Source organism: Polaribacter pectinis (assembly GCF_014352875.1).
In the GTDB taxonomy this organism is placed as follows: Bacteria; Bacteroidota; Bacteroidia; order Flavobacteriales; family Flavobacteriaceae; genus Polaribacter; species Polaribacter pectinis.
The window spans coordinates 1362968-1376669 of the sequence record NZ_CP060695.1 but is presented as its reverse complement, the minus strand read 5'-3'; the positions used below and the strand labels follow the sequence as shown (position 1 = coordinate 1376669).

The 13702-nt window shown below is 31.4% G+C and carries 8 protein-coding genes; 3 read left to right on the top strand and 5 right to left on the bottom strand.

Annotated elements, in window-relative coordinates; all coding sequences use genetic code 11:
• Positions 1–10: 10 nt before the first annotated feature.
• From H9W90_RS06365 to H9W90_RS06345, 5 genes are all read right to left on the bottom strand, one after another.
• Positions 11–2770: an alpha-amylase family glycosyl hydrolase gene (locus tag H9W90_RS06365; RefSeq protein WP_187483612.1), complete on the bottom strand. Its 2760-nt coding sequence runs from the start codon at positions 2768–2770 to the stop codon at positions 11–13.
• A 69-nt stretch (positions 2771–2839) separates the two neighbouring features.
• The gene (locus H9W90_RS06360; protein WP_187483611.1) at positions 2840–4546 is read right to left on the bottom strand and encodes a SusE domain-containing protein; all 1707 of its coding nucleotides are present in this window, start codon (positions 4544–4546) and stop codon (positions 2840–2842) included.
• A 29-nt stretch (positions 4547–4575) separates the two neighbouring features.
• On the bottom strand, positions 4576–5676 hold the full coding sequence (locus tag H9W90_RS06355) for a SusE domain-containing protein (protein WP_187483610.1): 1101 nt from the start codon (positions 5674–5676) through the stop codon (positions 4576–4578).
• 17 nt (positions 5677–5693) lie between these two features.
• Positions 5694–7307 (bottom strand): RagB/SusD family nutrient uptake outer membrane protein, encoded by a 1614-nt coding sequence (locus tag H9W90_RS06350; RefSeq protein ID WP_367890068.1) that lies wholly within the window; start codon positions 7305–7307, stop codon positions 5694–5696.
• Between the two features lie 14 nt (positions 7308–7321).
• On the bottom strand, positions 7322–10246 hold the full coding sequence (locus H9W90_RS06345) for a SusC/RagA family TonB-linked outer membrane protein (RefSeq protein WP_187483609.1): 2925 nt from the start codon (positions 10244–10246) through the stop codon (positions 7322–7324).
• 199 nt (positions 10247–10445) lie between these two features.
• On the opposite strand from H9W90_RS06345, the gene H9W90_RS06340 reads away from it, so the two are divergent.
• The 3 genes from H9W90_RS06340 to pgmB all read left to right on the top strand — a co-directional run bounded on the left by H9W90_RS06340 (position 10446) and on the right by pgmB (position 13648).
• Entirely contained in the window at positions 10446–11468 is a 1023-nt protein-coding gene (locus tag H9W90_RS06340) for a LacI family DNA-binding transcriptional regulator (RefSeq protein ID WP_187483608.1), read from the top strand.
• A 144-nt stretch (positions 11469–11612) separates the two neighbouring features.
• On the top strand, positions 11613–12983 hold the full coding sequence (locus H9W90_RS06335; RefSeq protein ID WP_187483607.1) for an MFS transporter: 1371 nt from the start codon (positions 11613–11615) through the stop codon (positions 12981–12983).
• An 8-nt stretch (positions 12984–12991) separates the two neighbouring features.
• The gene (gene pgmB / locus H9W90_RS06330; RefSeq protein ID WP_187483606.1) at positions 12992–13648 is read left to right on the top strand and encodes a beta-phosphoglucomutase; all 657 of its coding nucleotides are present in this window, start codon (positions 12992–12994) and stop codon (positions 13646–13648) included.
• Positions 13649–13702: the final 54 nt, after the last annotated feature.

Below are 13702 nucleotides of genomic sequence, written 5' to 3'. Positions count from 1 at the left end.
TTTTTATTAATTATTCTTTAAAAATTTTCTGAAATTTAGTTCCGTTTTTATTTGAAACTTTTAATAAATAAACACCTTTTTGTAAATTAGTAATTGAGAATTCTTTTCCAATTTTAAAGTCACCTTTAAATTCTTTTAAAGTTTTACCGTTAATATCGAAAACTGTAATGGTATTTGTTTCAATATTTAATTTAAATGAATCGTTTACAGGATTTGGATAAATAATTAAACTACTATCTGCAAATAAATCATTGGTAGAAAGTGCAGCAGGTTTGCTTGCATACACTTTAAAATTTCCAGGTGGTAAACTAATAAGCGCATTTGTGTTACTAACTGTTATTGCTGTATCATCATTTAAAACATCATACCAAGTACCCGTTTTTTGAAAAGTTGGATTTATGTTTTGTGTAGTTGTTCCAAAATTACCAATAACTGTAATATTTTGTATATCTGATGATGAATTGTCTGTTAATTGGATTTTATGCAATCCGTTAAACGTGTTAATAATTATGGTAAAATCATCAGTTTTAAAAATATCATATTTTAACTTTAGGTTGATTAACTTGCTGTATGTATCGTAAACTTCTTTTCTATTTGCTTCATCGAAATAGTTCCATAAAATAGGTTTATTACCTGTTCTTCCATTTTGGTTGATACTAATATCATAACCTAACTCTCCAAATTGCCAAATCATTTTTGGGCCAGGAACTGTAAAGAAAAAAGCACTTACTAGTTGAGCTCTTTTTAGACCAGTTGCCAAGTCTTTAATATTATAAGTGCCTTGAGATTCTCCTTGAGTTTTTGCTTCGTACATTAAACGTTCTTCATCGTGACTCTCCATATAGCTTACGTTTGCAGGTACAGACCAACCTCTATTTTTATAAGAGATGTTAGAGAAATTAGACTCGCCAATATCTCCTGCAATTGCTTTTCTGTAATTGTAATTATGATTTCCCCAAACCATAATACCTTTTCCTTCATTTAACTTATAATTTACCCATTCTAATTCTTCTGTATTTGTACCTAAATGTTCGAAAATTATATAAAATTCAGAATCAATTTCCCATTGATAATCTGCATATTCTTTTAAAACATCAACTCTATCTTGTTGAAAATTATTAGTACATCCTTCATCACTTGCAGTACAGTTTTGGGTAAAGCCTTTTGTTAAATCCCATCTAAAGCCATCAATTTTATATTCATCAATCCAATATTGAGAAACTCTTTTTACGTAATCTTTTACAGCTTGTTTGCTGTGGTTGTAATCGTTAAAAACACTGTAAGAATGTGTTGCTTCTTGATTAAAAAATGGGCTATCTGCACTAGCTTGACCACCATAACCACCATTGTCTGTATTCCACATTCTGTAATATGGATTTTGGCCACTTGCGTGATTAAAGGCAACATCTACGATAACTGCGATTCCTCTTCTGTGACATTCATCAACTAGTTGTTTAAAAGAATTTGTATTACCATAGTATTTATCTAATGCCATATGAAAAGAAGGATTGTATCCCCAAGATTCATTGCCATCAAACTCCATTACTGGCATAAATTCAATAGCATTTATACCTAAATTTTGTAAGTAATCTAATCTGTTTTTTACTGCATCGAAAGTGTGTAAAGCATCAAAATCTCTTATTAAAAGTTCATAAACTACTAAATCTGTTTTAGCAGGTTTTTGAAAATTGGTTGTTTGCCAATTATATGGAGCATCGCCAGTTCTTAATAAAGTTACTGCGTGGTTTGTTTTTCCTGTAGGATAAGTTGGTAAGTTAGGATATGTAGTTGCGTTAATGTATTGATCATTAGATTCACTTAAAATTACAGTAGAATATGGGTCTGCAACTCTTAAATCTGCATCAATAATATATTGATATGTATAATCTGTTTGAGGAGTTAAACCTGTAAGTTCAATCCAAAAACGATTTTTTGATGTGTCTTTTTTTAGTAGGTAAGTGTCATTTATTTCCCAATTATTAAAACTACCAATTACATGAATAAATTCTTTGCTAGGTGCATAAAACACCAAAGTAGCTTTTGTATTGTCTGATGGATTTAAGTTAATTCCATCTTTCATTCCAGCAGGAACAGTAGCTTCTGTAACTGTTGGTCTTACAATTGCTTGGAAAGTAGCTGTTTTTGTTTCTCCGTTATTTGTAGCTTCTAAAATATAAGTTGTAGTTTCTGTTACAGTAGGAGAGAAGCTATATGTCGTAATATTTGTTTTTTGGTCTATTGAAGTTCCGTTAGCTTTTAAGTTGAAGTTAGCAGGTAATGAAGCAGTTGCATTAATTGCTAGTGTTTCTCCTGAATTTAGTATTGTTGTTGAGTTTGTAGGTGTGTTTAATGTTAGTTGAAAAGCTCCAACCTGGTATATTTGATCTTGAGATTTTTTATCTCCATCTCCATTTTTTGCTTTCACAAGCATGCCAATACTACCAATATTTGTTCTATTGTAGAAAGATGTTGGTGTAAAAGTTATGGAGTATGTTCCATTACCATTATTAGTAAGTTTTTGAGCTTCGTTAGAATTTGTCCAACTTCCATTAGTTGGTGAATCCATAGAATTTAGATCGTTTTCATCATAAGACCAAGCCCAAAGATATATATCTGAAACTCCCCAAGAAGCAGGTGTTACATTAGAAACTGTTATAGTAATAGCATCAGTTTCTTCAAAAGCAGAAGGAGATACACTAAAAGTAACATTTTGTACTTGACTAAATCCTAAATAAGAAATGAATAATAATAGAAAAGTAATTTTTTTCATGGGAATAGATATAAAAAACAAAGGCTATCCTTTTTAAAAAAAGACAGCCTTTGTAAAGTTTATTAAAATTTAATTTTTTGTATATGTTGGATTTGCTGGATCAGAAAAATCTAATACAAAAGAATATGTACCTGCAGTTGTAGCTATGTTTGCTCCACCTTCTTCTAAAGTACCATCAGCACCATTGTCTCCATAGTTTTTATCAGGAGCATTCCAATTATTATTAGATCTAAATTTGTATTCTCCGTCAATTAAAGTAACATCATTTAAAATCCAAATATCGTTAAAAGGTTTAGACCAATCTCTTGTAAATTGTGCATCTGGTGTTGCACCCCAATTATTGTAAGCGCCACCAACTAATCCCCATACATAGTCTATTTTTTCAAGTGAATATTCTAAACCATTTAAATCTACAGTAACAATATAAATTCCTGCTGTAGTTGCAATATTAGCACCACCTTCTTCTAAAGTGCCATCTGCACCATTATCTCCATAATTTTTATCAGGAGCGTTCCAGCTATTATTCATTCTAAATTTCATTTCACCGTCTAAAAGAGTAACAATTCCTCTAAAAACATCTGAATATTGATCATATTCTAACATGAAATCTGGAGTTGCTCCCCAATTATTATAAGCAGAACCAACAATACCTAACGAAAAGTTTTCCATTGTGTAAGTAAGGTTGTTTAAGTCCATAGTAATTTTATAAGAACCAGCAGTTGCAACAGCTATGTTAGCACCACCTTCTTCTAAAGTACCATCTGCACCATTATCTCCATAATTTTTGTCTGGAGCATTCCAGCTATTGTTTTGTCTAAACTTAATTTCACCAACAGTTAAAGTAACATATGCAGCTAAAACTCCATTTACATCAGTTTTAAAGAAAGGTAAATCTGGAGTTGCTCCCCAATTATTTGCAGCAGAACCAATTACACCCCATGTAGTAGATAAATCTAATACCGTTAAATAAGTAGTAACATTAATGGTTATAGTATTGCTAATTCTTTCTAAAACACTTCCAGAAGCTGCATCTTTTATTGTAGATATAATTCTTAATTCTAAATCTCCTGCAGTATCTACAGCAATTCCAGATTGAATAGCTATATTATTTAATTGTGCATTTGTTAAAGTTATAGAAGTCATATTTTTAACTTTACCAACTTCAATAGGTGTAGCAAAGTTTGTGTTTGGTGCAGCAGCTTGTACAATATACTCCACATCTACAGGTAAAGAAGAGTCTAAAATAGGGTCTTCCCAACCAATAGTAACAGCAACTTCATCATTTTTATCTAATGATAAAACAAAAGCATCTCCATCTGCAATTCCTGTAAAACTTTGTGCATTTACTGGGTATGTTGTTACTAACAATAAGATTGTATTTGTTGTTTTATCTGCAGATTTAACTCTCATGTAAATAGCAATATCACTAAAATCTGTATTACCAGTATTTATGATAGCATTGTTAAACTCATCTACAGTCATAGAAAAATTAGTATTTGCAGTAGATCCTAGAGTAAAAGGTGTTGCAAAAGTATTTTCAGTAGCCATTTCTACAGTGTAATCTCCTGTTGTGTTAATTTGATCTTTCCAAGAAATTGTAAACGCAGGATTGTTTGGTAAGGCAAAATTTAAAAATATGCTGCTAATACCAGGTGTGTTTAATTCAAACACAGGATCTGGACTTGTTATTGTTAAGCTCTCTTCTGTTTCACAAGCTCCTAATAAAAGAGTTAGTGATAAAAATAAGTAGCTTAATCTTTTTAAGTATGTTTTCATTTTTTTATCTATTATAAGTTAAATTGATATTATAAATTTAATGGGATTAAGATATAACGACCAGTTAAATCATTAAACCAAACATCATAATCATCTTCTACAATTACAGGTATTGCACCTCCACCATCTGTTGCTACACCAGAGAAAGAAGTTGTACTTCCCCATTTAGCACCAGCACCAGTTACAAACTCTAAATCTCCAGGAGTTAATCTTACGTTACTTGCAGACCAAATATGGCCATCAAAAGCTAAAGGAGTCATTGTAATATCTGTTGTACTTGTTCCTTTTATTGATAAACTTGCTGGACTTGTTATGCCTGAAGCATCAAAAGACTCGAAAGTAAATGTGTTGCTAGCAAAATTAATTTTAAAGGTATGATAACCTCCAGGTATTCCATTACCACCTCCGTACGGAAATCTTTCTGGGTCTGAACCACCACCTAAATTTGCTCCAACTTTTGCTCCATCATCTGTACCATATTGTGGTTGCCATAATCCTTTAGTAGATAGAACTTTAAAATGTCCATTATCTTTCCAAAAACCAGTGTAGTAAAAAGTATTACTATCAGTTTCATCTCTAAATAATGCAGGATTGTTATTATTATTGTTCCAATCTGCAGCTGTTGCGTCTCCAACTAAATAATAGTCGTTAAATACATAATTAAAGTAAGGATATACTTCTACTTTTATAGCATTTGAAGCAACAATTTCGCTGTTTTGTGTTCCTAAAGAAGCAGCAACTCTAATGTAAGTATTTGCCCATTCGAAAGGATTTAATCCAGCACTTCCAACTGCAGCATTAACTTCGCTTGTAGATAATGTAATTGTACTTTGCCCTGTTATTGTTGATGCAGTTACTGGCTCTGTAAAAGCTTCGTCTTTAGAAAACTGAATTGCATAATTTACGGCTGCTTGTTGTCCGTAAGTTGCTTCATCCCAGTTTAAATTAATTGCTGGGTTTGTTGTGTTAACAGCATCTAATTCTAATTTCGCAAAATTTAGTTCTGCTAAAACTGGTGCTGTTGGTGTTCCTATAGTAAATGTTTCAGAAGTATCATCACAAGAATTGAACATTATTAAAATTAGTCCAAAAAGTGTAATTGCTGAAAATCGTTTTATATTTTTCATCATTTATAACTTGTTAAAAATTAATACCCTATATTTTGAGTTAAATTAGGATTTGAAGCTAAACTAGCAGAAGGAATTGGATATAGCTTTAAATGTGCAGGTAAAGAAATACCATTACTTCCGTTTCCTTTCCAAACCCAATTATAATTACCGCCAGTAAAACGTCCAAAACGAATTAAATCTTGTCTTCTGTGGGCTTCCCAATGTAATTCTCTAGCTCTTTCATCTATAATAAAATCTAAAGTAATATCTGTAGCTGTTAAATTATTTTGTGGGTTGTTAGCTCTAGATCTTAAAGAATTTATATAAGATTCCATATCTGTATTAGAACCACCAGCACCACCTCTTAAATGAGCTTCTGCATACATTAAATATACATCTGCTAATCTAAATAAAGGGAAATCTGTATCTACAAAAGTTTGATCTGCACCAAAACTACCAGTAGATGTTGCGTTAGAATATTTTTCTAAAATATATCCTTGGTCTTTATCTGAAATGTCTGTAATTTCTCTAGACCTAGTTCCAGAAATAATTCCGTTTCTTCTATCATTATTATAGATTCCACCATCAAATAAAGCTACAAATTGTTTTCTTAATCGAAGAGCACCTCCCCAACCACCAGCACCCACACCAAGTGCAGTTCCGTTAGCTTCTATACTACCAACAGAACCGTTAATCATAACAGTTGTTGGACCGTAGTTTTTAGTGAAAGTTCCATCAGAAATTAAAGGAAAGATAATTTCATTTTTAGCAGTATTTACATCATTGTCTGCCATAAAATTATGTTTATAATCAGTTGCTAAAGAATAACCTCCAGCAATTAATTTTTTGCTATAATCTAAACACTCTGTGTATTTTGGTTGCCCGATATACACTTCTGCATTTAAATATATTTTTGCTAAAATCATCCAAGCAACACCTTTGCTTGCTCTACCATGCTCATTTGCTAATGGATCTGCTAAATCTGCATCTATTGCTTTTAATTCTGTTTCTACAAAATCAAATAATTGTGCTCTGTCATACGCTTGAGGTATAGCATTAATAGGATCTTCTTCAGTAGCAAAGTTTGCTTTACCAAATAAGTCCATCATATAATAATAAGACATTGCTCTTAACAAACGTGCTTCTGCTCTAAACGTTTTTATTTCTGCTCTTGTAGCAGTAGAAACATCTCTTTCATCTAATTTTGCATCTGTAGTTTCTCTTAAAAAGTTATTTGCAAAAGCAATTGTTACATGTGTTCTACCAAACATCCCTAAAACTACTGGGTCATCAGCATTCCAAATATTACGTTGTATTTCTCTTGTTCCTGGGTCATTTTCATAAGACCAAATCATTTGGTCTGCAGATAAAGTTTGTAAGTATAATAATACTCTACCAAACTGACTTGTACCAGCATCTAAACCTTCTATGTTAGAGCTTTCTGGACCATCTACACCTGTTAAGGATAAGTTTGCATAAACTCCTGCTAATAACCTTTTATAAGATGTTTCATCCTTAAAAAAGTCTTCTCCTATTAAATCTTGGTCATCTTTTGTAGTAACGTCTAAATCTTTTGTACAAGAAGACATTGCTATAACAATAACTAGAAATAGGGTAGCTATTCTATCTATTTTAAATATTTTTTTCATCATTAATTCTTTATTAATTAAAATTTAATGTTTGCACCAACCAATATTGTTCTTGGTCTTGGGTAAATGTTATTATCTATACCATCATTTGCTAATTCTGGGTCTAAACCAGAATAGTTAGTAATTGTAAATACATTTTGCATACCAGCCCAAATACGGATACTATTTGATGCAAATTTTTTGATAGGTCTATCAAAAGTATATCCTAATGTTATATTATCCATTCTTAAGAAGGAAGCATTTTCTAAATAGATATCAGAAAGTATTACATCTGAAGTTCTTTGAAAATCTGTATTTAAAACAGTTGTTGGAATGTTTCCTAAAACGGCATTGTCTTGAATTAAATCGTACTGTGCAGAAGAAGAATTTACGTTGTTATATAAATAGTTTCCAATACTTGCTCTTAAATTAAAAGCTAAATCGAAATTTTTATAATCGATACTAGATTGAAAACCAAAAGTTACATCTGCAAAAGGATCTTCTTTTAAATACTTATCTTGAGTATTTATAATTCCATCTCCATTTAAATCTGCAAAAGCACCTTCAATAGGTTTACCTGCAGTGTTGTACAATTGTTTATATACATAGAATGAATTTGGAGCAAAACCTTCGCTATGAAGTTGTATAAAGTTACCAGTTCCACCAGAAATACCACCTTTTGTAATATCTTGTCCTAAAGCTAATTTTTCAATTTTTCTATCGATATATGTAGCATTAAAACTAGCATTCCAATTAAAATCTTCTTGTTTTATAACGTCTGCATTTACTGTAAACTCTAAACCATTTACTTTCATTTCTCCAATATTTTGAAAAATTCTATTTGTAAAGTTAGAACCATCTGCTACAGGTGCTTTAGATAATAAATCCGTAGAGTTTTTTTGAAATGCATTAACAGAACCTGTAATTCTATTATCAAATAATCCATAATCTACACCAAGCTCTACTGTTGCAGTTTTTTCCCATCTTAAAAAACTTCTACCTCCAGGTATTGTAGATAAAATTGGGTTTCCTCCAATTATGTATTGAGAATCTGTGTTTCCAAAACGGTATCTGTCTAAATACAAATCTGAACCATCTATATCTTGTTGCCCGTTAACACCATAACTAGCTCTTAATTTTAATTCAGAGATAACTTTAGAATCTTTTAAGAAATCTTCATCACTCATTCTCCAAGCTAATGCTGCACCACCAAAATTACCCCATCTGTTTTCTGGGCCAAATTTAGAAGAACCATCTCTTCTGTAGTTAAGCGTTAGTAAGTATTTTTCATTAAAAGTTAAATTTGCTCTTGCAAGAAAACCAATTAAAACAACAGGAGTATCATCTCTTGTTGTTGGAACTGCACCATTAACATTTCTTTTATTTCCTGTATCTGTACCAGAACCATTAAAAGTTTGGTAAGAATAACCTGCCATTACATCTGTTTTTAATTTACCAAATGTATTTACGTAATTTAAGTAGGTATCTAAAGATTCGTTAGAAACCTCATTGGTATAAGCAGAATCATTACCAATAAATAGATCTGTATAACTTGCTGGGCTGTTTAATGAATTAACTCTAGTACCATCTGCAGAAGTTTTATCGAAACCGGCATTAACAGTAGCTGTTAATTCTGGTAAAAAATGAAAATTATAATCTATTTTTAAATTACCATATTGTCTAAAAACGTTAGATAAATCAGAGTTTTGCAGTAAAGCAGCAACCGGGTTTCTAGTTCCTTGCGATATTATAATTCCGTTAGCATCTCTTGTGTAATGTTGGTAAAATCCACCAAAAGGAGAGCTAGAATCTCTTACAGGTTGTGTTGGGTCATAGCGTAAAGCTGCTCCAATTTGTCCTTTATCTGCAAATCTATTGTCTTCAAAAGCTCTATTATAATTTAAGTTTATTTTTAAATGGTTATCTAAAAAACTAGGATTCATAGAAACAGAGAAAGTTGCTCTATCAAAATTAGAAGTTAAAAGGTTTCCTTCAATACTAGAAATACCAATAGATAATCTTGTAGGTATAACCCCAAAAATTTGACCTCTAGCAGTAAGGTTGTGCTGCGTTGATACAGATTTTTGATAAATTTCATCTTGCCAATTTGTGTTAGCAGTACCTAACAAACCAGCTAAACTAGGAAATTTCTGTGGAGCTAAAGTTCTAAAAGCATCACCATCAAAAACATTAATTCTGTTTCTAACTTCTCCAAAACCCATTTGAAAATCGTAATCTAAAGAATATTCGCTTCTACCTTTTTTAGTGGTAATGATAATAACACCATTTGCCCCTCTAGAACCGTAAATTGCAGTTGCAGAAGCATCTTTTAATACAGAAAACGACTCAATGTCATTAGGGTTTATACTTGCTAAAACACCTCTAGAACCACCAGCACTTCCTGCCATTGGTAAACCATCAATAACTATTAATGGATCGTTAGAAGCATCTAAAGAAGATCCACCACGAATTCTAATTTGAGAACCAGCACCTGGAGCTCCGTCTGTAGTAATATTAACACCTGCAACACGACCACTTAATAAGTTTTCTGGTGTTACAATGTTACCTTTTGTAAAATCTTTAGCAGTAATAGACTCTACAGAACCTGTAGCGTCTTTTACAGTTGTTGTACCGTAACCTACAACAACAATTTCATCTAATTGTTCTGCAGATTCATCTAACTCAACTGTTATGTTAAAATTAGTTCCAATAGAAACTTCTTTATCTGCAAACCCAAGATATCTAAAAACTAAAACATCTCCAGTTTTTACTTTCTCTATTGTAAAGTTTCCATTAAAATCAGTTTGTGATCCTCTTGTAGTGCCTTTAACTACTACACTAACACCAGGCAAAGGTTCGCCTGTTGCTTTTTCTTTTACTACACCTTTTACTGTTTGTTGCGCAAACATGCTAAATGATGTAGTTAAAAGAATTCCAATTAACAATAATTTAAATTTTTTCATGTATAATTTGTTAAATAATAACTGTAAATTTGACTTGTTGATAACAATAAATTTACATTCCACATTGTAAATATATACAGACAATCCTTATTTTCAATAGAATAAAATCTACGAAATCGGTTTCGTGTTGACAACTTTTTTCTCTAATTTATCATTAAATTAGCATTATAAACCATCAAAATTTCTTATTTCATAAAAAATGAAGCAAAAAATTACAATTAAAACAATCGCGAAGGAATTAGGAGTATCTACATCTACAGTATCTAAAGCCTTAAAAGATAGTCATGAAATTAGTAAAGAAACCAAAGATAAAATTCAAGCTTTTGCCAACCTTTATAACTACAAGCCAAACAATTTAGCGCTTCAACTACGTAATCAAAAGACCAAAGTAATTGGGGTTATTTTACCTAAAATTGTACATCATTTTTTCTCTACAGTTATTATGGGAATTGAAGACGGTGCCAATGCAAAAGGGTATAATATTATGGTTTGTTTTTCTAATGAATCTTACAAGAAAGAAGTAGAAACTTTAAAGGTTTTATCTAATGGAAGTGTAGATGGTTTAATTATTTCAATAGCAAGTGAAACGCTTGAAAATAAAGACTTCAATCACATTAAAGGTTTGGTTTCTGAAGAAATTCCATTGGTATTATTTGATAGAGTTGTAGACGAAATTTCTTGTGACAAAGTTGTAGTAGATGATGTTGGTGCAGGTTATAAAGCAACGAAACATTTATTAAGCAATGGTAATAAAAAAATAGCATTAATTACAACTCCAAATCATGTTAATGTTGGAGCTTTAAGAAGGCAAGGGTATGAGAAAGCCTTAATTGAAGAATATATTAAAACGGACAATAAGCTTATTGTAGAGGTTGATGAGAATAAAGACATTAAAAGTCAAATAGAAAAAGTTTTTGAACATGATATTGATGCGGTTTTTGCAGTAAATGAAATTTATGCTGCAAATGCAATGAGAATAGCGAAAGAGAGAGGTTTTAATGTACCAAAAGATATGTCTGTAATAGGTTTTACAGACGGTTTAATTTCAGAATATTCTTCACCATCAATTACCACAATTGCACAACATGGTTTTACAATGGGTAAACAAGCAGTTGAACTATTAATAGAAAGAATAGAAAATGAAGCAGAAGTTTTTAAACCTAAAAAAATTGTGATTTCTAGCGACTTAAAATTACGAGAATCTACGAAACCGTCGTCGTAACTTTTTTAATTGATTTTTATCAATTTCATAAAATAAATATATCTTTGTTACATTATTAAGGTTTATCAATAAATTACATTCCACAAAATTTATTAATTGATAAGTCGAAAAACTTATCGTAATATTCATTTATAATATTCGATAATGGAAAAGCGTAAATTAAGCTTCTGGCAAATTTGGAACATGAGTTTCGGGTTTCTAGGAATACAATTTGGATTCGCCCTTCAAGGTGGATTTATGTCAAGAATTTTTCAAACTTTAGGAGCAGGTAAGGAGGATATTCCTTTATTATGGATTGCTGCACCCTTAACAGGTTTACTTGTACAACCAATTATTGGTTATATGAGTGATCGAACTTGGAGCGTAAAATGGGGTAGAAGAAGACCTTACTTTTTAGTAGGAGCAGTTTTAAGCTCTATAGCTTTATTTTTAGTTCCTAATTCACCTGCTTTGTGGGTTGCCGCTGGTTTTTTATGGATTTTAGATGCTTCCATAAACATTTCTATGGAGCCATTTAGAGCCTTAGTGGCAGATAAATTACCGGAATCTCAACGTTCTTATGGTTTTGTTGTACAAACATTAATTATTGGAATTGGAACTTGGATTGCTAGTAATTTACCTTGGATGGTTTCTCAATTAGGAGTTAGTAATGTTGCTGAATCTGGAGTGGTGCCAATGTCTGTAAAAGTTGCTTTTGCAATTGGCGCTTTTGTCTTTTTAGCAAGTATTCTATATACCGTTTTTACAACAGATGAATATCCGCCAGAAGACATGGAGGAATTCGAAAGAGAAAAGGCGAAAAAGAATAATTTTATTCCTGATATTTTAAATAATATTGGAAGTATGCCATTAACAATGAAAAAGTTAGGGATTATTCAGTTTTTCTCTTGGTTTGCTTTTTTTACGATGTGGAGTTTGGCAAATCCTGCTTTAACAGAGCATGTTTATCAATCGCCAGCACCAATTGAAACTGATTATAATATGCAAGATTTAGCACAAAAAGATGCTTTTGTGGTTGCCAATACAAAGTTTCAAGAATCTTCCAACTTGGTAGGTTCATCAATGGGAATTTACGGTTTATCTTCCATGGCTTTCGCATTATTATTAACCTTATACACTTCCAAAAGAAATATTAACAGAAAATATGTACACATGTTTTCTTTAATTGCTGGGGGTGCAGGTTTTTTACTAATGAATACAGCTTCACCAGAAACGCTAAAATACTGTTTTGTATTAATTGGAATTTCTTGGGGTAGTATTCTTTCCATGCCTTATGCAATGTTATCGAGTTCTGTAGACCCAAAGAAAATGGGTGTAATTATGGGAATTTTTAACATGTTTATTGTAATTCCACAAATTATTGCTGCGTTAGGTGGTATTAATTATGTATCTAATTTAATTGGAGAAGAAGCAATCCATGCAATGACAGTTGCAGGAATAAGTTTAATAATTGCTGGTTTGTGTAATTTATTAATTACCAATAAAAAAGCAATTCGTTATCAAGAAGAAATTTAAAATTTAAAATGAAGAAAGGATTTATATTCGATTTGGATGGTGTTATTGTAGACACTGCCAAATATCATTATTTAGCTTGGAAAAATTTAGCCAACGATTTAGGTTTCGAATTTACCAAAGAACAAAACGAATTATTTAAAGGCGTTAGTAGAAAGCGTTGTTTAGAAATTTTGTTAGAAATTGGTAAAGTTGAAGCAACACAAGAACAATTTGATACTTGGATGATCGAGAAAAATGTCGATTATTTAAAGTACATAGAAAATATGGACGCTTCTGAAATATTACCAGACGTTCCAAAAATATTAGATTACTTAAAAGATAGAAAACATCCAATAGCATTAGGTTCTGCAAGTAAAAACGCGCAACCAATTTTAGAAAAAGTAGGTTTATTGTCTTATTTTGATGTAATTGTAGATGGTAACAATGTTACAAAAGCAAAACCAGATCCAGAAGTATTTCTTTTAGCTGCAAAGCAATTGGGCGTAAATTCTAGCGATTGTTTAGTTTTTGAAGATGCTGTTGCAGGTGTACAAGCTGCAAATAGTGCAAAAATGATTAGTATAGGAATTGGAGATGAAAAAGTCTTATCTGAAGCAAGATATAATTTTAAAGATTTTACAGAAATCGACACCAATTTTATACAAGATTTAATCAATAAAAATTAGAAAATAGAAACAAGAAAACAGCAAAAGAGTTTAGAAGATTTCAATTATAAAATG